We start from the raw sequence: 21,770 nt of genomic DNA on the forward strand, positions 1-21,770 counted from the left end.
CGCTCAGCGACCTCGGCAACTCGATGGCCACGCTCTACCACCTGTTTAACGGCTTCGATTTTGAATTCTTCAGTGTAACGGGGACGGCTCATGGATCCTCCTAGATACCTTTAGTATAAGGCCTAGAAGTGTCTACGAAACCTGGGGCGATTCAGCGTTTTGATGGGTAATGCTGGTAGGTTTATTGGGATGAGGAAATCTATATGTCACAAAAAAATGATCCGCAAAAAGCTATTGTCAAAGACGATGCCAAAAGTCCTCTTGAGCGTTTAAAAGGATCTGTTCAGCATTACGATAAGCCGTTTGAGCCGGTGGACAGTGAGTACTGGGAAGCCGATCTCCTGGAGCCTAACAATGCCGTGAGGCTAGGAGAGGTTCCGACACACATTGCCCCGACGGGCACTCGCTATATCAGAGTTCGTGAGGTACCCCCAAGGCTCCAAGACGGTTTTGTACGCTATCTCACTGGTGCCGGATGTCCAGTGGTTGAAAATGAAGATGGCCCACTGGCTTTTGAGATCGATTGGATTGAATGGCGTCAGCACCGCCGTCCTGATCGTATTGCGGCGCATAATAGTGAGGAAACAGGTGTCGCAGTGATGCGCACGTTTCCAACTATTGCCCATGAATGGGGGCTGTCAGAGTCAGACATGGCAGGGCTTCTAGAAATTAATATCGATAGTTATCGTGAGTGGGCAGCTACACCCTTACAGGCAGACTTAACGGCTGAGCAGCTCGAACGTGCATCCAACCTCCTAGGGATCTATCGGTCGTTAACATTGCTATTTCCTCAAGCAGAAGACCGGCAACGGTGGCTTCATCACTTGATTGATAACGCCCCTTTTAATGGTTTCTCTCCTATGGAGCTGATAAATCGCGGTGGCTTATCGGCTTTGCGCTCGCTTCGGAGCTATCTTGATGGCCAACGCCAAGGAGGCGAGGAGTCAATTATTCAGTAGTCATGGGCTGAGCGGACTCTTCCAGGCCTTTTAATTAAAGTATTTAGGCAGTTCGAAGGGTAGCTCGTTAAAGAATATAGTCGGCACGCAAGAGCTGATGTCTATGCTCCATGAAGGCCTTGGCCACTTTTCAGGGATCTTATGCAGGACCACCAAAAACGGCAGGAACGGAAGACATGGAAGCCCCCTCTGTCAGCCTAGTTGTCCGGTTGGCGATATCGCCTTAACCTAATCCAGAGGGAGCGGCATGGAGTCCTTGTGCCCCGTTATTCTGCAGAGCGTAAAGCAGCTGTACTGAAAAAGTTGTTGCCACCCCACAATCGCAGTGTGGTTTCGGTGGCCACTGAAGAAGGCATCTCTGACGCGACGCTGTATAGTTGGTTAAAACAGTGTCGAGAAAAAGGAGTACCTGTGCCGGGGTATACCCAAAGTGACAACGAATGGTCGCCTGATGCCAAGCTCGCCGTGGTCATTGAAACCGCCACCCTGTCAGAAACAGAGCTGGGTGTTTACTGCCGCGAACAAGGCCTTTATCCCGAACAAATCCAGCAGTGGAAAGCCGCTTGTCTAGAGGGCGCTGGCCAACAAGAAGACCAGCAAAGAACGGCACAGAAACAGCGGAAAGAAGACCGCCAGACGATCACGCAGCTCAAAGCGGAAGTCCGCCGCAAAGACAGAGCCTTAGCGGAAACAACGTCGCTGCTGGTGCTCTCAAAAAAGCTAGACGCCTTGTACGGCGAAGACCCGAACAGCGGCGAGGACGACTGACGCCTCTTGAGGAACGTGCAAGGCTCATTACGTTGTTTGACGAGGCGGTAACGGGAGGCGCTTCCCGTTACAAAGCCGCGGCGATGATAGACGTGAGCGAGCGCACGTTGAAACGCTGGCGTTCTGGGTGTGGCGCTGTGGTTGAGGATCAGCGTCCACTCGCGGTACAAGGCAGTCAGCCGCATCAGCTGACTCACGAGGAGGAGCAGGCCATTTTAAACGCCTGCAATCGCCCCGAGTATCAGAGCCTGCCGCCGTCTCAAATCGTGCCCTCATTGGCAGATCAAGGGACCTACTTGGCCTCCGAGTCGTCGTTCTATCGAGTACTGAAAAAGCACCAACAGCAGCAGCACCGAGGGCGAATGAAGCCACGCCGCCAAGTGCCTGAGCCGACAAGCTTTACTGCAACCGGGCCAAACCAAGTCTGGTGCTGGGATATCAGCTACTGTTCTTCCGTTGTGCGTGGCCAGCACTGGTATCTCTATCTGATCATGGATATTTACAGTCGCAAAATCATCGCCTGGGAAGTCCATGATGCAGAATCAGGCGAGTTAGCGAAACACTTATTGGAACGCGCCTTATTGCGAGAAGGATGCTGGCATCAGCCCCCGGTGTTGCACTCGGATAATGGCGCGCCGATGACGTCTTATACGCTTAAAGCGAGGTTAACAGAGCTGGGGATGTTGATGTCTTACAGCCGACCAAGAGTGAGCAATGACAACCCATACTCGGAAGCGTTGTTCCGCACCGTCAAATATTACCCAGCGTGGCCCACAAAGGGCTTTGCATCGCTGAGCGCAGTGCGTGACTGGATGCTGACGTTCGAGCGGGGTTACAACGAACAGCACCTGCATAGTGGCCTTCGGTACGTGACACCCGCTGATCGGCATCGAGGTGTCGACCGAGAACGTCTTGAGCACCGCAAAGCAGTTTATGAAAGTGCTAAGCGCCGACATCCACAGCGTTGGTCGGGCAAGACCCGAAACTGGGAGGTACCCGGTTCGGTATCGCTCAACCCTGGCAAGCTGCAGGAAGTTGAGCGTAATAAACAGGCTGCTTAGAGGCAGCCATTTGGACAACTGGGTTGAAATTCACCGGAAGCATTCGGCTTTGACTTACCGATTATAAAGGATTGTCCTGAAGTACCCATGAGGTGATACGTGATACCGTTACAACAATACCACGTGCAACGCCGTTATAACCTTTCCTTGTTAAAAGCAGTATCGAGACCAGACTACCAACATGAGCAGTATCTTAAGATAGCAAGAATATCAGCTGCTTGGAGATAACTATTTGATCCTCAAAATTAATTGTGTCAGCCACTCTTCTTTGCTGGTTTGATGAAGTTAATATTTTCAATACCTTAGAGCTTTGTAGTGTAAAGAGAGCTTCTTTATATTGAGAGAGAGTTGCAGGTGAGTTATTGCAGGTATCAAATATCAGATCTTGGACGTTTAAACCTTCGTGTCGCTCGATATATTTAGGTATTTCTTCCAGCAGTGCCGCTATAACTCTTTTATTCGCATCATCATCAAAGTAAAAATCAAAAGTTTCCTGATTAGCAAGAGCCTCCAAAGTTGGATTATAGCCAAGCATCATATTTAGGCCATCTCCTCCGTGGTGCTCGAATGTATTTTGACTGTCCCAGTGAGTCAACAGCATTTCATTTCGCGCAGTCGGGTGTGAAGATAAATGAATTAGCCAATAAGAACGATTACTTTTTTGAGAAACTATAAAAAAAGGTGTCAGAAAAGATGCGCCGCACTGCTCTTTAATTTCCTCATAAAGTAACTGCTCAATTAGAAGTCTACTTTTTGATACATCATTTTTATTTTGTAACTCAGGATTTTCTAAAAGACCCTCGAGATTAATTTTAGTTAGCGAGGATACATATCGAGGATCATGCGACATATAATTGATCAAACTATCAGTCGAGAAAGTCAAAATAACTTCTGTACTTTTCGGAAACTCTTTAAATATTCCTCTTATCGTTTTAGTGGGCACATCTTTATAACCATACTGATCTAATATGAAAATATTTCTTGGGCTTCTTTGACGTTTTTTAATATCAGCCATAATAGCTGGCAGCGCATCAAGAAAACCTGTTTTAAGAGATTTTATTTTATCATGCGAACTATATCCATGCTCACTGAGCGCAAACTCAAGATGCCTAAAAGCCGCTTCATCAATTTCTACAAAATAATAATTTGCATCTATCTGAAAATGTTTTCGCCTACCTGATGCGTTAACTTCTGCCTCTGCTTCTTTCATCGTCTTAAGCAAGAGAAGCGGTGATCCAGGTACTATATCGGAGGTGTTAGGTAATCTATATCGGCCGCCACCAGCAAAACCATCTATCAAATTTATACGAAATTTCTCGATGGTCGGGTTCTTTGTAAAAACCCTGATGTATCGCTTAAGGTAATCACAAATAACCTCATGCTTGGCAATACTATGCTGATCAATAACTGGAGGTAAATTGAAATCAGACCAGTCATATCCATTTTTTGATGGCATACGGTTCCTTCATTTATCGCTACGTCACATACTAAAAATAGTTATTATAAATGTAATGCGGAAATTCTGGGCATTTCATCCCAAACTTTTCCTTGTAGCTCCCTACCATTAGCCTTTTTATTCCTTTTTTTGCCGTCAGCTCCCCAAGTCCCCCACTGTTTAAAGAAAAAAGCGACGCCTTGATCTTCACATTGTTGACGAACTTGATTAACCCATTCTTCCTTCAGTGGGCGAGCATAACGACCAGACTCTCCTCCAACTATAACCCAATGTATATCGGTCAAATCAAGTGGCCCTACATCCTCTAGCAATGGCTCAACGGAGAGAAAGCGAACGGTGGCAGCGACATCACGTAAGTGCTGAATTCTAGGTACACCGTATTTTTTATCTTCTACTGATACGCCAATCCAGGCATTAGTAGGTGCTTCGATGGTTTCAAAATAACGACTCATACGCTCTGCGCGTTTGGTAAGTATTTGATAGGTGTGATGAGGCGTACGACGAATTACGTCGAATACGCGATCCAGAAACTCGACTGGAACAGCCTCGTGGAAGAGATCGCTCATAGAATTTACGAAGTATTTAGTAGGCTTTTTTCTGCGGAAGGGTTGTTCTAAACGCTCTTCCAAAAGACTTAACTCAAAGCCATTCTCATAACCCGGCGTCCCCATGGCCTGCAAGCGCTTCGCCATTTCTTCTGCATAGCAGTGTTTACATCCCGGTGAGACCTTGGTGCATCCCGTCATAGGGTTCCACGTATGCTCTGTCCACTCAATCGAACTCTTGTTACTCATAGCCAATCCTCCTTCAGCGCAGTCCTTTGTATAAAAGACCAGGTACTGTTAAAGCAACATTTATTGTATCATAGTCAAATATTTATATAAATGTAAATAAGTGAATAATTATGACCTATAGAGTAAAGCTGGCTGCGGCATTAAAAAACTATATGGATGAGCACTCTTTGACACAGTTTAGAATCGCAAAATCCCTGGGTGTAAGTCAGTCTTTAATTAGCAGAGTTTTGAGACAAGAATGGACGCGAAAAACAGAAAGCATAAGAAAAATCGAGAATTTATTAGATATGCAGCCAAGGGTAGACCCCCGACAATCGGAGGTCTTAATGAATGCACTTGCTGAAGTATGGACTGGAGACGAACGTGATGCTGAGTTGCTCGCAAACTGTATTATAGCGATAGGAAAGATTAGAAAGGAGAATTTCTAAAAGCTGAGTTCCATTTCAGAATTCAAACCCTAGTTTATTTTAAACCTTATGTTATCTTTATACGTAAAACGACGTGCCCGCTTATTAACATCGTCTGGATGTATAACAAGCTGACCACTCTCTTCAAGCGGCCTCAATGCATTTTTCTTATATTGAGATGAGTGAAAAATAGTCTTATCAGACCCTACAAATGATTCAACCTCTTTGGCTGTTACCCACTTTCCAGAAAACTCATCGCTAATAGCTTGGATTAAGGGTTGAAAATTTGGAACAGAAAGATCAAGTTCATTGCCAGCACCACCTCGGTAAACAAAATCACCTTCCGGAGCAATTTTCCATATTGCCTGTTTCATTTTGTCCGTACCCATCCAGGAACCGGTAGCGAAAAATATACTGTATACGTGCCGGTCTCCCTTATTCAAATCAAAGTGAATTGCATTAGAGGCTCCTGACTCTTTAAGCTTTTTTTTATATAAATCATACAAATACTCTTTTCTCTTCTTACGATCATCCAGCTCTTGAGCTTTTCTCCATTTTTCGCTGCCAAATAACCTATCTAGGTGTGGCTCAAATTCCTTTGAACGAAGAAAGCGATTTATATTTTCATACATCACCGAAATATAAACCTCCGACTTTGAGTTTTTCAGCAAACGGTTCAAGATTGACATTGGTGTATCCGACACGCCAAAAGGATCTACCATTGCAAAGCAAGGTGCTAGCCTAGCGTTTTGCTCTTCTATTAGTGACAAAAGCTCATCAATTGCCTCATCAAATTTACTGTTGGCATAATATATTGAAAACTTAGTGGGTAGCACAGGATACTTTTCAGCCACTAAATCTTTAAGATGTTGTAAACGGCTTTCATCATCTTCAACAAAATAGAATATTATTTCTTGATTCCGAACGTCTTTATGTGAGTGCAATAAAGCTGCTTCAAGAGCGATAAGTGGAGACCCTTTGTGCCCATTTGAATATTCTCCTGGGCCTGAAAAACCGTCAATAAATAGTAGTCTTTTATTATATTTTGATAATATTGGAAACCAAGCATCTAGGTAAGATTTTAAAACTAAATGCTTACCCTCAGAATGTTCATCCAATTTCCATAACGTCTGCCGTGGCTTTCCCATACTGTAATCATCCCTTTTTTTGATCTTAAATTTTTTATAACATAAGAAAACCTTAGAATCTATTGACCTATATTCCACTTGACACATTTTTTTGCACATCGAGGAACCTCAAGTAGATGCACTGTATATAAGCTTCAATGTCCCAAAAATGACTCGGTACGACGAGGGCTTATCGTGTATAAAGCTCTTACTACTCTAGACTGAAAAGACATAACTGTATTTATAACCATGCATTAGTGGCACTAAGAGTTATTGATTACCATTTGTAATATAGACGCTGCCATCAGCTCTCTTATCTATATTTTTTCTATGCTGGCTTGAATAATTAACTCAAATGTCTTCATGTGTAGTTATCAGCAAAGCAATCTAAAAAGGGACGTTAGTACTAATTATTTCATATAACTTAATGATAATTCAGCAATTCCCAATAACAGACCAATACTCAAAAAGTAACCCAACAATCTTTTTTGACATAACATTACAGATTTATCTGTTAAGCAAGGTGCACTCCGATTTAACAGATATCGATGAGGCTAGCCTTGCTGAGTAGAGAACTAGGAACTAATTACGCATTTAGATTAATCAGTAGTCTGTCAAGCTACAAATTCTGCTGGCTCAATTCGATGCAAATAGAGCTGATACTCCGGTGGCTGCTGAATTTTTGGATCTTCTGCGACTTCCATATCTCTCAAAACATACCGGATTAATGCACGCCGAGTTGTTACGCGTCTGCCAATAGCCCCCTTGAAGAGCTCGTCACGAATCAATAGCTGCTGCCCAGGCGTCAGAGAAGGATGCGTTCGTAACTCAAGGTGAACTCTTTCTTCCCAATCGGCATCAATGGGCGTGTCTGTATTCTTTGACGCCGATTCAGCTTGCCATATACGGGCTAAATTAAAGTCACGGTGTTCAGCAGTACTTTCATCAAATGCCCTTAGGTGCCACCGCCTCCCAGCGAACACGAAGGCCTGCGGATGGACTACTCGCTCAAGCCCATCCGGATGATTCATAGAACGATAGAGGATCCTAACAGCATGACGATGATTCATTGCGGAATGAATCATTCGAAATAACGCAGGGTCAACGTTGGTGAAGTCTTTCTGGGTGTCCTCGACGACGACATGGTCAAGTCGAGCCCCAACCGACCGAAAATACCCTTCGATGCTTAGTTGGGCGACTTCAGGCTTGAAACGGGCTGTCGGGGCATACCGCCCACGCCCCTGTCCCAAAAGTGGTTGCGTGTTATGTGAGTACGTTTCTCGATACGAGGATAGAATTCGTGAAGCTTGCACGCTGGTAACACCAAACTTCTCTCGCAACCGTTGATTGGTTACCTGACCTTCGTATGCCAGCAACATTTCTATGAATTCGAATTGCATTCGGGTGCGGTCATCTACTGCCATGGATCTCAACTAGTTTGCAATTAACATTGATGTTAATTTAACATCAATGTTAATTCATCGTCTACGTGGATTTGGTGTCCTATGTATGAGGAAGCGAATAACCTCTTTGATCGTTTGCCGGAGCATATTTTTCGACCACTGGGGGCGAATGAGCATGCGAGACGTAATTGGTCGCTCATAGGCCACTTATATAACGATTTCTTTGCGCCTGAGGCTGACCCTCCTGAAGGCGAAGGCTGGACGCAGAAGCGGGTTATGGCATCGATCGAGCGCTTCTTACTTCGCTGGGATGATGAGCATGAAATCGATCCCGAAGAGCGATTAACACAACTCAACTCCCGAGCACATGACGTCCTCTCAAACTTTCTGAATAGTGGATGGCTCAGCATTGACCGAATTGGATTTACTCCATTCGTGATCATGCGCCCAACGGTTCAAAGCCTTTTTGAGCTGCTCAAAACTTTTGCCGAACAGGGGCCTGAGTTTATCGGCGGCCGTGTTCAGTCGGTTTGGAATAATTTATTGCAGGTGCAGGCGGATCCTAAAACAAATGCCGCAGTATTTCAGGTCGCTGCCAAAGAGTGTTCCGCGCTACTACAAATGTTAAACACGACGCGTATGCGTGTTCGCGAAGCAAGCGATCTCTTGCGCAGTCAGGAATCAACGTCTCTCTTTCTCCAGAAGTTTTTTGGAGACTACATATCGAGCCTGTATATCGGCGACTACTCAGACCTATTCTCTCGTAACCACCCACTCGCTTCTCGTTGGGACATCGTCGATATCGCCTCCCGGATTACAGAAGATCCAGAAAGTCGGCAACAACTACGACGATGGTATCGAAAAAACCTTCGTTGCGGTTCTGATGAGGAAGCTGATTCATACATTGAAAAAGATACGGCTCGTGTACTGGCATTGCGCGAGGTCGATCGGTTACTTACACGCCTGAAAGATGCCGTTACCCGGGCAAACGATCAGGCACTAGGCTATCTCGAATACAAGGTGCGCTCACAAGGTAATTTTGATGTGAAGACGGATCAGGTGATTGATGCGGTTGTTCGTGCTGCGGAGTCACGTAGGGATGACGCCACATTCGCCATACCGATGGGTTGGTCTCAAGGGGGACTTCTTAGCGAGCACGCCCTGAAGATGCCAGCGAAAAAACCAATAAAACGCACAGGCGCAATCATCCAAAAGCGCCATTTGTCACCAGAAGAAAAAGCACGGCGGCTGGTTCGCCAAATAATGAAAGGCAACCGCGACGTATCCGAGGCTCGAATCGTTGAGTACATCAATCGCCATGTCAATCCAGGTGGTGTCTTGGAGAGCAGTTCTATGAAAGTGGATTCCATAAACGATCTTTGTGTATTGGCAACGTTCTCTCGACTTGGTTTGATCGCTGAACGAATGGAAAGGAACACCCGGGCAGGCATTGTTCGCCCGAAGCTTTACAGGGAACTCGAACAGCACGTTGAGATTGAGCTCACGGGTGAGCGTTTTGAAAATGAATACCTTGATGCGCCCGCTGTAAGGATTCGACGGCGAGAAGATGGGGGTACAAAAAATGCCAGTTAGCTGGAACCGTATTGCAGAGCAAAACGAGGCATACACTGTTCGAGATTTTCAGAAGGCTGCTCAGCGACTGATCGTGGATCAAGTGTTGTATCAGGCAAATCCCAAGCAGAGGTCAGACTATGACTTAGTAGCAGCCCATGAAAAGGAGTTTGCCGAAGCCCTGGATCTCTTTGGTTGCATGCTCGATCTCAATTTTCAGGAGCGATACGCCGCAGCAGTGCCCACAGTGACTGAAGTTAGCAAAATTCCTCTAATGCACACGCTATTGGCATTAGTGTTGAGGAAACTATACGACCACCACATGAATCTTGGCACACTTAATGCGGGTATAGCGGGTGTTAGCCTGTCCGAACTAGAAGCAGCGTTCCAGGAATCCACCGGGCGTGATTTACCGATGAAGCCCCAAGCAGAACTGCAAGGGTTGATGGATGCCATGAAAAGGTGGGGAATTGGTCGCTTAGTGAAAACTGAGAACCTTGCTGAGGAAGCCACATGGTTTGCGGAAATTTTCCCAGGTATTCAAAGCCTTATCAATGAGCGCACTCTTGCAATGCTGAAGTCTCATGCGGAGTTGTTGTATGAGCCCGATGGAATAGAAAAAAGGGAGCAACATGAGGAGAAAGATTCGTGAAACAGCTTAAACGTATCTCCTTGGTTCAGTTCTACCTTCATGAAGCCGTCGATATTGAGATTGAAGGCACCACCGCATTTTTGGGTCCCAACGGGTCGGGAAAATCCTCGACATTGGATGCTATACAAATAGCAATGCTGGGGGGAAATCAGCAGTACGCACGATTTAACACTCAGTCAGTATCTAGCAAGCAGCGGCGAAGTTTGGCTAGCTATTGTCTTGGAATGTTACGCAATCCGGAGAAAGACAGCGAGGTTATTGGACGAGCACGAGACGAGGCGAGAACCTATATTGTATTAGTATTTGGTGATGGCACAGAAAAGGGGTGGATCTCAGCGGGGATTTGCATTGAGGCAGATGCCGACACCTATGACCATGAGGTGAAAGGTCTCTTCGTTCTTCCAGGGCAAGCTCTAAAGGCTGACGATTGTATCGTTTATGACGGTAACGATCGGCGTCCGATCTCGTTTGCTGATTTTCGTGAAAACATGCGTGAGCAAGCTCGAAAGAATGGCCGTACACCTATTTTTACTGATAAGTCGAGCGAATATGTGCAAGAGATGCTGTATGCGTTGAATGGCGAACGAATGCCAGATGCTCGACGATTTATGTCGTCATTTGTGAAGTCGATGACTCTAAAGAACGTCGATTCGATTGATCAGTTTGTTCGAGATTACGTCGTTGAGTCTAATCCGGTTGATATTGCGACGTTCCGCAAACAGGTCGAGCAATTTGTTGCGCTTCGTGACCTGATTCTGAAAACAAAGGCAAGAATCTCACGGCTTACTGGGATCCTCTCTGAATTTAATCGCGCCCGGCAGGCTGAGCGTCGTATCGCGGCCCTAGAAGCTATTAAAACGATATTCAACGTCGAATGGTTGGGCAAGCAAGTTGATGATTTAGATGCTCAAATAGATACTCTGGAAAGCCAGAAAAAAACGGCAATGGAATTCGCTGCCAAAGCAAAGAGCGGCCGAGACCTCAAGCAAAAGGAAATAACCAATCTAGAGGTGCGCCTCGAAGGCGACCAAAATGAACAGATCCGAAAGCGTTTAGAGGAGCAGATCAACTTCCAGCGCGAAGTAATCAGTGCCTACCAGCATCCTGCGATGTCCCGTGCCAACCAATTGATCAATGCATTGAAGGAATCGCTTGATGATCAAAATTTTTCGGGCATTCGTAGCGTTATGGCTACCGCTATCAACAAGCTTGAACACGCTAGGAAACATGATGTTTCAGATAATGCGTTGATCAAAGAGATTGGAAGATTAGATGCTCAGCTCTCACAAATTCGGGCTATTTCGAAAACGAGCTTGGCTACGATTCAGAAACAGCATGTTGAATTAACCGAGGAGCTGGAAGCTATTCGACGTCGGATATCAGCAGTTACACAAACTGGCCGACTGTTGAGCGACGGCGCCGCACTGCTACTGGAAATTCTAAATCGCGCTGATATGAATGCTCAGCCTCTCTCCGCCCTGTTACGTATTTCAGACCCAAGTTGGGCACCCGCTTTGGAAGCCTATCTAGGTGGGGATCGTGATGCTCTAGTTATTACGGATGGTAATACCCGTGACGCAGTCAAGCTATTGCGCGAAGCAATGCGTCAAGGCCACAGAATGAATGGGGCAGCCATCATTCAACCGTATCACCTTCGCAATGTTGAAACCCATGTGAAAGGGGATGATGTTGCGCTGGGTATATTTGATTCCGATGACGATACAGCGCGCCGCTTCATTTGGCAGAAATTTGGAAACATGCGTTTAGTCGACACGGAGCTGGATCTCGAGATCCATTCGAGAGCGATTACTCGTGATGGAATGCTGAGCCAGGGGGGGGTGACCAAATCCATTCGAATTGCTCCTATCAGTGATCTTCGCATTGGTAAGGAGCTTCGGGACACCTCTAAATTATCGCGGCATGCGGCTGAGTTGAAAGGAGATCTGGATAAGCTTGAGAAGCAGAGAGACTGCGTCGAGAGACTCGAAAAAGCACTCGCACCCAGTGCATCAGATGACGATTCAAATGTTAGTTGGAAACTGTCTGAAGCTGAGCAAGCGATTGTACAGGCTCAGCAGCAACTTTCGGGCCTGGACGTGTCCCACTTGGAAGAATATCGATCCCAGCTTGATGCAGCTGGAGAAAAATACAATGAACTGGATAAGCAGTATACGACACACGATCATCTAGCGGTTGGGTTTAAGCATCAAATAGAAACGCGTTCTGAGGAAAGGGAGAAGCTCAGGCAGCAACTGCCAGCTACGATTGAAGCGCAAAAGACGGCAGTCGCCAGCCCGTTAGTTGATAGTGAATGGCTGGACAGCACGAAAGACGAAATTGAACGTGCCGAAACCGACTACAAGCGGCGCCTTAGTGACGTGGAAAGAAAACTCGAACACAACCGTCCTAGATTGAGAAAGGCAGCGGAAAACGCGTCTCTTGAACTAGCTCGCTATGTCCAGGATGAACGTTTAGACGTTCAGGTTACATATATGGACTGGCATGACCGCCATAATTGGGCTTTTGAAGAGAAAACGAAGCTCACTAATACCGAGTTACATCATTACGAGCAAGAGGCTGAACTCGCTCGCCAGGCTTCTGAAGAAACACTCCGCTCAGATATCGCTATGTCTCTTCACGATCGATTCAAAGAGATGGAATTGGAACGCCGAGAGCGAAACAGAATACTTGAATCCTGTCCCTCCTTTACGGGCGGAGAACGGTACAAGTTTACGACTTCAGTGGTGCCTCATTATGAAGCGCTCGTGCGATACATCAACCAGATTGCACACAACGATAACAATCTCTCACTGTTCTCAGAGAACCCCGACGAGCTCAACGAAACACTTCGAAATCTTGTAGAAGCCGCTGCCGAGTCTGGTAACGCCGGAGGAGTTCTGGACTACCGGCAGTTCTATACTTTTGATCTCGACATCTTGGTCGATGGGAAAAGGGTTGACCGAATGAGTAATCGGCAAGGAGCTGGTTCTAACGGGGAGCACATAGCACCGATGTATATTGCAGCGGGCGCAGCTCTGGCCAAGGCTTATCGTCTCCATAGCAATAAGGGAAAGCAAAGTGGTATCGGACTGATCTGTTTGGATGAGGCTTTTGAGGGGATGGATACGATCAATGCAATGGCAACAGCTCGTTTCCTGCAAAATATCGGCTTACAGCTCATTATGGCCGGTCCAGAGCTTGAACGTACGAAGTTGGCCCCAGTAACTCAGACCATCTACGACCTGGACCGAGAGGGATTAGATCTACAAATGGAGCGAACTAAGTTCAAGGAGGCAGCCAATAAACTGCTGGTGAGCGATATGCCTGAAGAAAACCCCGAGGTAATGAAAGCTGCTTACCAGCAACTTGGACTTGAGCAACCGGTTGAACACCCATTAGCAGACCATGGGAGACAATGATGCGGCGTCAGGGTGCAGATTCTTGCGATGAAAGCATTCGTCGTCTCATCAAAAAGGCAGCACGTCGCATTTTCGCTGATGGTATGTTGGAACCATCGGTGGATAAGTATTCTGTGAGTTTGCCGGCCACGAACACGAGTTTGCCGGAATACTATCGCCTCTCACGGTTTGCAGACCGGGAGGAGTATCATGCTCGCCTTCAGATATATGTGAATGTAAAAGCCATCAAACCCGAATGGGACGCCGGTGCCGGAGATCGGGGACAGCTTTCAAGAATTACGCTGATCGATCCGAAGGCTGCAAGTGAGATTCTTGATGATGAGCTACCTTGGGAGGTAGCGGCATGGGCTATCGAGAGCATCAAATGCGCTGCTAAGGATGGTCTTCCCAGCGTTCACCATATCATTGATGCATGGTGCCGAGGAAAGGCACCAGGAGCCATTTCAGCAGAGAGGGCAAATCAATTAGTTGACAGTATGAAAGTCATTGATGCTGCGCAGCAGTTGGCTGAAGACGGACGGGATATATTGCTCAGAAAGCTGAGTGCTAGGCTTTTTAACGATAGTAAGCGGATAGAGGCCTTATCACGTCCCCTTGCCTTTCTACTGGGAGAGTCAAACGAAGCTGAAGAAGACGATGTTTTTGCGCGCCTTGGACTCGTTAAGCATCCTCAGCCTATGCTTTTGTGCGGCCCATCAAATTTCAGCGTTCAGATTGGTAGTTCACTCATACCATTAACCTCCCCTTATATTGGCTTAAGACCAGACACCATCAGCGGTTTGAACGCTGCTGGTGGCTCTGTTCGACGTATACTAACCATAGAAAATCTGGCGAGTTTTAATGAAGCTGCAGAGGACGCAAGAAAACCAAGAGATATGCTACTCGTCTACATCGCAGGAAATCCGACACCTTCTTTCCTTGCAGCCTACAATCGGATACTGCAATCGTTACAGCCCTCAGAAGTCATGCACTGGGGAGATATCGATGTAGGAGGGTTTAGGATTGCAGCCAGATTAGCTGATAGTGTTCAAACCGTGGGGTATCGACTTCGACTTTGGAGAATGAATCCCCTGGAAGTAACAACAGGCCAGCAGATGATCGTTCATGAAAAGAAAATCGCAGAGGTATCAGTCATATGCGAGAAATATGGGTGGAGTGAGGAGGCTAAAGGGCTTACGGAAAATCCTGTCTTTCAAGAACAGGAATTTCTCGATTGGGACCCTTTATACGTAAGAGATGACAAGTAATAGGCTGATTAGTACATGTAGAAATCTAACTGGACTTGTGAGTTTCGGCAGTATTCCATACAAGTAGAAGGAGCCATGTATAGCAAGCAAAAGACTGTCAAATTAGCTACTTAAAACGATGCTAGGCCAGCTAAACTATCCTTTGGGGAGAGCAAGTCCACCAATGCTAGCTAAGTTGGCAACACTGCGTTAGGCCCAACCTTTATGGTATGGGTGCTTATCCGACTAGCCTATCTCATGGCGCATTCCATCCTATTTTTAACGTATTAGGAATCAAATATTGTAGCCAGAGGTCAAGCTATCACAGAATAATCATGGCTCAGAACATACCAAATGCCACTCACTCAGCCCGCATGTGAAGCTGAGTGTGAAACACTAAAGAGGAACAACAATTAAGCAATTTTCACATTACAGATCCAATAGTTTGCTTGAACTTCTCACGCATCGATGCCAGATCGCCAAAATCCACTTCTTCACCAAGACTACCGTCAGAGTTGATGATGTGATAATGCCCACCATCTTGAGTCAGGAACATTACCTTTCCGTAGCTAGGAGGAGTATGTCGGGCCTTTCGAACGGCATCCTTAATATCATGCTTGGTTTCGACAAGTCGTTGAAGGGGAGGATCGCCTGGGATGTGTGTGAGGCATACGACGAAATCAGGATAAAAATAATTTTTATGATCGCCTCGCATAACACGAACAGCGTAGCGTTTCTTCTCAGGATTACGAAACCACCAGGTTACGAACTCAGCTCTGTCTAATGCTTCTGCAAAGCGAAGCTCATCGCTGTTGAGGGCATAGGTGAAATCGAATCGTCCAGTGCGAAATACGCCAGTTTCGAGATTCCATGTAGCCGTGTCCATCAATCGCTGAGCATCGTATTCAAGATGTTGGTCTAGTTCACCAAGCTGCTGTGCATCCGGTGGCAAGACACCATAGATATGCTTCTCAGAGCTCAGCAGCGGCATGCTCTCTGCAAAAAGTAAAGCATCGGGTAATGCCTCCGCTTCTGCAGTCTCAGCGTGCTCCGCTAAGGCTGCCCAAAAAGCCTCAGAAAGTTTGGTCGCACTGGCTCGTATAATCCAATGAGCGGCATAGCGGCACATCCGCTGAATTTCAGACTCATCTACATCCTGATCCGCATCCTCTAGTGCATCCCGAACATGAGGCTCGGCTTGTCGCGCCATGATGCTAACTAGGATCCTTCGGTCTTCTTGCTCCACGTTTGGCAGTCGAGACATAACAACGTTCGCCTGCTTAGCTAAGGCATTACGATCCAAAGAAATGCGAACAGACTGGGTAGAGACCTTTTGCTGGGTCATCTCAACATGACGCTCGATTTCTTTTAATCTATCTCTTGCTGCTAGCTGAGCTTCACGCATCAAAGACGGTGAAATTGGAACCTGGGTCGCCGCCCGCTCTGTGATCTTGGCCATGTCTAACGCATTAGGCCGGTTCTCTCGTCTCAGTGACAATGGCACATTGGGTAGTGTGCGCTGACAACGATACAGGCGAATGCCGAATGAGCGTAGGCGCTCTTCAAGCTCATCTTCAGTCAGCGCATCAAGAGGCGAAGGTTTTATTACGTCTTTTTCCCCATATACGATGGTGTCTAGATCCTCGTCTGTGAATAAATGGCCCTGAGAATGGCCAGAATTATTGCTACTGCTCGGAATTCCGCTTTCAGGTGTCGTAGGGGAGGCGTGTTCCGCCACACTTCCAGTTGCGCCCTGCCCATGAGAGGTGGGGGCTCCTAAAGCATACGAGAGTGGTTTTTGTTTTGTCGTCTGATTTGTGAACGCTTGCGCTCCGGATCGAGTGTTTCTCAACACCATTTTCTCAGTTTCGCCCTCAAGCCGACTTTTAACCGCCATAGCATTGTTGACAGCGGCCTGATAGCCAGCCTGCGCTTCAGCATTTGCTAAGTAAATAAAGGCTGTATTGAAATCGGGTGGGATATCTTCAACATTGGCATACGCTTGGCGTATTGGCTTCGCCACCCGCATAACACGCCCAACATACTGCATCGCATAATCAGGATCATTGACAGACTTGGTTGTCGCTAAGACAGCTGCTCGGGGTGCATCGAAACCTGTGCCAGCTGACTGTTTAAAGATCAGTACCTTCTTTGAGGTGTCATTGGCAATCGCTGACATCATAACTGGATCCGGCGCATCAGCTGAGTGCTTTCCGATAGCATGGGGCGGAATGCCACATTCATGCATTAGAATCTTTTCTGCTGACTCGATAGCTCCTTCGCCGTTTTCTACTTGAACAAGCAACAAAGGCTCCATCGCTATTCCCGCATCAACTAACTGCCGCTGCAGATGCTGATTGCGACGCCATGCCTGTTTAATGACCGTAGCTTTCAAATCGGTCACATCGTGAGTTGCTTGTCCAAGCTGGTACATCACCGCTTCAATGTATGCCTTGTTCAAACGAGCTTTAACGACATCTGATCGACTGACACCGAATGACTCAAAACTCGACTTCCCCGCACTGGCCAAAAACTGATTGATCCGCTGACTTTTCGGGGTAGCTGTGGCCATGGCTAGGTAGCGTGGCTTCAGCCACTTAACGAACTGTCCAAACTCGGTCGCTTCATCCAAGGCTATATGTGCCTCATCAACGACAACACCAATCCTCATCCCATTAGCACGGGCGAGGGCAATAAACGCAGCAGGAGTTCGTAGACTCTCACCTCCTCCAGCGTCATAGCCTGCTCTACGCCAACTAGCGCGAGAGACACCGCTCGTTGTCGATAAAAGCACTTGGCCAGGTGCAGGCTGTTGGTTCAAACCATGACTCAACAACTGACCACTCAGCTCAGTAGCATTGGTTGCAAGAGCATCTAGCGTCTGCTGTAAGAGCGTGACATAGGGAACAAACCACAGCCATAAAACGTCATGCAGTGTTGAAACATTTCCTAGCACCCGTGACAGAATGAAGGTTTTACCTGAGCCTGTAGGAGCTCGCAGTAAGCACGGAGGTTCAGCGCTGCTCTGAATTACATCCGTTATATTATCAATCAATGTGAACTGAAAGGACTCAGGAACCAACAGTGGCCCTTGAGCCGTTGTAATGGCTTCAGAAAGTGAGCGGGCTGGGAGAGTCATTCAACTACCTCCTCAAAAGCTTTACGCACGCTTTGAGCTCGGCGGAAAGCATCATCTAGAGGGTAAGAATCGATTGTTCGTTTTTCTGCTAACGCACTGCGTACCGAGTCTGGTCGAGGGGAATAAATAACCAATCTCTGAGCCGGCCATTGGGATAACCGTGAGAGAGTTTTTTCTGTTACACGACGACATATCAAAATGGCAGCTGTTTCATCTTCTGCTGCCACTAGTATGTCATCATCCTCTAAGTGAGATCGCAAAAGCCCTGTTTTGCGAAGTGCGACAAGAGCACTAGCATGATCAGGCATTCCTTCGAAATCAAGATCGGCCTCTTCAACAAGATCTAGGCTAAGATATGCGAAGCCTTCATTGGCATTACTAATACCATCTCTCTCCCTAGCCTTTAACACTCTTCTAATGCGCTCGGCACAAATGTCCCGACATATATTTTTGTCTGGCTCACGCTTAGTAGCTTCAGTGCTAGAGCACAGAATGAATTTCCGATTACCTCCATCCTTCTCGTTCAGTTCCATGACTGCATGGCCAGTGGTTCCACTCCCAGCAAAGAAATCAAGTACGATATCATCAGGGCCTGTTGCCTGATCAAGTAAGTGCCTTAAAAGAGTTAGCGGTTTCGCATAGTTAAAAACTCGGCTGCCAAAAATTTCAGCAATGCCATTTGCGCCTTCCTTATTCGTTGTGGACACGAAGCTACCTGGCGCGTCGTATTCACTCATCTCAAATCTAGGGACGATCCAACTCGAGAGAGGCTGCCTCTGGTTTTTCAGGTCTGCTTTGTAACGCTTAAATTGGGGTCTTCCAAACCCCACTGGAACCCCAACCCAGCGCTCTAAATCGGGTAGCCCCCTACGTAATAGAGGGGTTTTACCTGACTTAGGAACATCTCCACAATCAATTGCCATCAGTAGGTCATCCATTGACTTCCAAAATGCTACTCTTTGTTGGTCATCCGGAAAGGCGACTTGTCCTAGAGAAATAAATTCTTCCATTGTTTTAGCCTGTACTTTTTGCCCAGGCTTTAGTCTTTTCTCTGTTGCATATACCCACACGCGATCAGGGTTCGGTGGGTAATAGATCCCAGTGTCAGGGTCTTTTAAGGGGTAATATAAATTTGGTCGTTCTTTGTAAGAATATCCTAGCGTCAAATTGTCAAGGCGCCATGCCCCGCGAGGGTCATTGTTATCATTGGAATACATATCATAGGTCTTCTCAAACCCATGGAAAGAGAAACCAGGATTCCCGTAAACCAAAATATGCTCATGATCCGCGCTCATGAAAAACGCTTGATTAGCATTGGAACCCTGACGGGTTCGCCAGACCATCGTTCCCAATCGACGCCCTGGCATTACCTCATCCAACAAAAGCTCGAGTCTTGATCGGTTTTCATCGTTGATAGAGATAAGCATCACACCATCAGGTGCAAGAAGCTCTCTGGCTATCAATAACCTTTGATATAGGAACTCAAGCCATTTAGAGTGCTTCCATCTATCTGTTTTTGAGACATATGCGTCGTTGTATACCCAGTCTTTTGCTCCCGTGTTGTAAGGAGGGTCTATGTATATCACCCGAACCTTCCCTGCATGCGTGCTGCGCAGCAGGCGTAGAGAGTCAAAATTATCTCCCTCAATAATAAGATTTCCCGTCTCGCCGCACTCTGGAAAATGAGATAACTCGCTGGAGACTGCAGGAAGAACAATATTTCCGTTCAAGGCCTTGTCGTGCTCAATGGCATCCCGCTCCCACGCTAAACCCAAACGTTTTTGCGTCAGCTCCTGGGCTAACCAAGCCCTGAGCTCCGAGGCCGATAGCTGGTCAAGCCTTTCAAGTAGTTCCGTGCGTTTCATCGTCATAGTGCAGTCCAGTTCAGTCATGTGGCCATGCCACCCTTCAGGCGTGCAGCCCTGAAAATTGCACGAACCCTACCATAATTGAGGTTGGCTCACTCCCGCTCTCTAGCCGAGTTTCAATAACTATGGCAATGATAGCTGCGCAGGCGTAAGCGGCGAACAAAAGTACTGCCATTAAATTTAAAGTGCCTTTGGCCTTATTCAACCCCTCTTCCATCGCTTAATTCTTGGAGCGTGCATGAATATAAAAAGCCATGGGCTCAATTGCAGGGTCTTCGCTGTTGTTTTAAAGCAGCTCATGCAGTTGGCAGCCAATATCGCTCACCATCTAGAGTTATCAATACACCATCAACTGAGGTTTCTATATTACGCTGACCAATTGTTTTTATTGAAATTTTCCTGTCATGAAAATATTCCATGCCCAACCGCACCCACTGAGACATCCAAGCATCGTCTTTTTCAGCACTTGTGGTCATTTGCATAATTGATCGAGCTAATTTCTCCTTCCGCCGTTTTTTTGCCCGTCTTGTGTCGATTACGGGTTTCAATGAGGTTCCGTATTCACGATTCAGGAAATTGGTGAACCCGGTTAGAGTCGAAGCTTGTCCGGGAGCAGTGTTCAGGTAAAGATCAACATCAGTTTGGCCTGGAAGTCTTTGTCCGGCTTGGTCAGTTTTGAGCAGCAGCGTTGCCGCGGCTCTTACTGCCAATCTTGCTGATGTATAAGAAGTTCTTCCAGACTCAATACGGGCTTCCAACTGATGCCAGTAGGATTGCAGAGCCCCTCCTAACAAGGATGCTGGGGGTATTGAGGAGAGGCATTCATAGATACGCCTTTTCTCCGAGTTGATCCGTTTTGCCTGATGGTCAGGCTCAATCCCTTTTTCCTCATGCAGCCATCGCATGGGAAGCCTCACTCGGCGTAAGCCCTCAGCATCAAAGTAATTGAGCAGCTGAGGATAGCTTGGTATACGCTGCCATTTTTGATCGATTTCAAGGAAAAACGACAGGAATCGATTAATTTTGAGCGCCGCTTTATGGGGCCCAGTGGCACTTATCAACCATTCACCAAACTCTCCGAACTCAATACTTAACTCTCTTGAGGCGAAAGCAGCTTGGCCTATTGCTATTCGCTTCCGGCACGTTTTGCTCCAGTAACAAGACTCACATGCATCACCTCGCCCCGCTGGCATTTGGTTACCACATGAAGGGCAGGTAATCTCACCTTGATCACAACAAGCTTTACACATCTTTTCGCCATCTGGCGTAATGACTAATAACCGATGACGGCGACACGCGGAGCAGGTGCCATGATCTACCGTGGCACAGCTTGGGCACAGCCGATGATCATGGCCTAACCGCTTCACTCTGGTGAGACGCTTTGAGGACTTCCCACAACTCTCGCACGGTTCTGGCTCTCTAAAATGAGGAGCACAGGCGTTGCAGACCGGTCCATAGGGAGTGATCTTTCCTATCTTATAGCTTGAGCTCGCTTTCCCACATCGCGTACACGGCTTGTCTACTTCACACTTGTGGCAGACAGCATCAGGGTCATCATGCGGCAGGCGGGCTAACTCACCACACCGTGGGCACAGTCGTCGCTTGAAAACGCGGGCGTAACAGGTGGCACAGTAACCGTGCCCCTTGTGCCGTCGCTTCAGCTTGGGAACATCTCGACCACACTCATCGCAACCTATAGCTTGGTTTTCCTTCATGAGGGTGGCTCCGCTTTTATTCTGCGCTTTAAACGCGCCCACGATGCTCTGACAGCACGCTCCGTTTTAGGATGATGGTGAATCGCCCCAGGTTTCGTAGACACCTCTAGGCCTTATACTAAAGGTATCTAGGAGGATCCATGAGCCGTCCCCGTTACACTGAAGAATTCAAAATCGAAGCCGTTAAACAGGTGGTAGAGCGTG

Annotated in this window: 15 protein-coding genes; 7 read left to right on the forward strand and 8 right to left on the reverse strand. The window is 47.0% G+C overall.

The genetic code is table 11. The features are described from left to right. Positions 1-92, reverse strand: a 92-nt coding sequence (locus HP566_RS16855) for a transposase (protein ID WP_249975962.1), incomplete at its 3' end; no start/stop codon positions are given. 111 nt (positions 93-203) lie between these two features. On the opposite strand from HP566_RS16855, the gene HP566_RS16860 reads away from it, so the two are divergent. Both HP566_RS16860 and HP566_RS16865 read left to right on the forward strand, forming a co-directional pair. Then, the gene (locus HP566_RS16860; protein WP_249978469.1) at positions 204-959 is read left to right on the forward strand and encodes a hypothetical protein; all 756 of its coding nucleotides are present in this window, start codon (positions 204-206) and stop codon (positions 957-959) included. A 258-nt stretch (positions 960-1,217) separates the two neighbouring features. After that, positions 1,218-2,788, forward strand: a protein-coding gene (locus tag HP566_RS16865) for an IS3 family transposase (RefSeq protein WP_425348211.1) whose coding sequence is annotated in 2 segments (ribosomal slippage) — positions 1,218-1,671 and positions 1,671-2,788 — 1,572 coding nt in all. Because the reading frame shifts where the segments join, the coding sequence is not laid out codon by codon here. 193 nt (positions 2,789-2,981) lie between these two features. Here the strand turns inward: HP566_RS16865 and HP566_RS16870 are convergent. Then, positions 2,982-4,244: a three-Cys-motif partner protein TcmP gene (locus HP566_RS16870; RefSeq protein ID WP_249978470.1), complete on the reverse strand. Its 1,263-nt coding sequence runs from the start codon at positions 4,242-4,244 to the stop codon at positions 2,982-2,984. Positions 4,245-4,288: 44 nt separating this feature from the next. Beyond that, on the reverse strand, positions 4,289-5,038 hold the full coding sequence (locus tag HP566_RS16875) for a DUF5131 family protein (protein ID WP_249978471.1): 750 nt from the start codon (positions 5,036-5,038) through the stop codon (positions 4,289-4,291). Positions 5,039-5,148: 110 nt separating this feature from the next. On the opposite strand from HP566_RS16875, the gene HP566_RS16880 reads away from it, so the two are divergent. Then, positions 5,149-5,466: a helix-turn-helix domain-containing protein gene (locus HP566_RS16880; protein WP_249978472.1), complete on the forward strand. Its 318-nt coding sequence runs from the start codon at positions 5,149-5,151 to the stop codon at positions 5,464-5,466. A 29-nt stretch (positions 5,467-5,495) separates the two neighbouring features. Here the strand turns inward: HP566_RS16880 and HP566_RS16885 are convergent, their stop codons facing one another. Together HP566_RS16885 and HP566_RS16890 are read right to left on the reverse strand one after the other, a co-directional pair. Next, complete coding sequence (locus HP566_RS16885) at positions 5,496-6,593, reverse strand: three-Cys-motif partner protein TcmP (RefSeq protein ID WP_249978473.1); 1,098 nt, start codon at positions 6,591-6,593, stop codon at positions 5,496-5,498. A 593-nt stretch (positions 6,594-7,186) separates the two neighbouring features. Beyond that, a complete protein-coding gene (locus tag HP566_RS16890; protein ID WP_249978475.1) occupies positions 7,187-7,996 on the reverse strand; it encodes a WYL domain-containing protein in 810 nt (269 codons plus the stop codon). An 81-nt stretch (positions 7,997-8,077) separates the two neighbouring features. Between HP566_RS16890 and HP566_RS16895 the strand changes: the two genes are divergently transcribed. Genes HP566_RS16895 through HP566_RS16910 form a run of 4 tightly spaced genes read left to right on the forward strand, consistent with a single transcriptional unit; the run spans position 8,078 to position 14,865 of the window. Continuing rightward, positions 8,078-9,568: a Wadjet anti-phage system protein JetA family protein gene (locus HP566_RS16895; RefSeq protein WP_249978476.1), complete on the forward strand. Its 1,491-nt coding sequence runs from the start codon at positions 8,078-8,080 to the stop codon at positions 9,566-9,568. Further along, complete coding sequence (locus tag HP566_RS16900) at positions 9,543-10,199, forward strand: DUF4194 domain-containing protein (RefSeq protein ID WP_249978478.1); 657 nt, start codon at positions 9,543-9,545, stop codon at positions 10,197-10,199. The genes HP566_RS16895 and HP566_RS16900 overlap by 26 nt, the downstream gene beginning before the upstream one ends. After that, entirely contained in the window at positions 10,196-13,618 is a 3,423-nt protein-coding gene (locus HP566_RS21780; protein WP_249978479.1) for an SbcC/MukB-like Walker B domain-containing protein, read from the forward strand. Before HP566_RS16900 ends, HP566_RS21780 begins: the two co-directional genes overlap by 4 nt. Further along, positions 13,615-14,865 (forward strand): Wadjet anti-phage system protein JetD domain-containing protein, encoded by a 1,251-nt coding sequence (locus HP566_RS16910; protein ID WP_249978480.1) that lies wholly within the window; start codon positions 13,615-13,617, stop codon positions 14,863-14,865. Before HP566_RS21780 ends, HP566_RS16910 begins: the two co-directional genes overlap by 4 nt. 403 nt (positions 14,866-15,268) lie before the next feature. On the opposite strand, the gene HP566_RS16915 is transcribed toward HP566_RS16910, so the two are convergent. From HP566_RS16915 to HP566_RS16925, 3 genes are all read right to left on the reverse strand, one after another. Continuing rightward, positions 15,269-17,983, reverse strand: coding sequence for a DEAD/DEAH box helicase (locus tag HP566_RS16915; protein WP_249978481.1), 2,715 nt, complete (start codon positions 17,981-17,983; stop codon positions 15,269-15,271). Continuing rightward, the gene (locus HP566_RS16920; RefSeq protein WP_249978483.1) at positions 17,980-19,875 is read right to left on the reverse strand and encodes a site-specific DNA-methyltransferase; all 1,896 of its coding nucleotides are present in this window, start codon (positions 19,873-19,875) and stop codon (positions 17,980-17,982) included. Before HP566_RS16920 ends, HP566_RS16915 begins: the two co-directional genes overlap by 4 nt. 272 nt (positions 19,876-20,147) lie before the next feature. Next, a complete protein-coding gene (locus tag HP566_RS16925; protein ID WP_249978484.1) occupies positions 20,148-21,101 on the reverse strand; it encodes a hypothetical protein in 954 nt (317 codons plus the stop codon). Positions 21,102-21,770: the final 669 nt, after the last annotated feature.

It is taken from the genome of Vreelandella olivaria (genome assembly GCF_023507745.1).
Classification (GTDB): Bacteria; Pseudomonadota; Gammaproteobacteria; order Pseudomonadales; family Halomonadaceae; genus Vreelandella; species Vreelandella olivaria_A.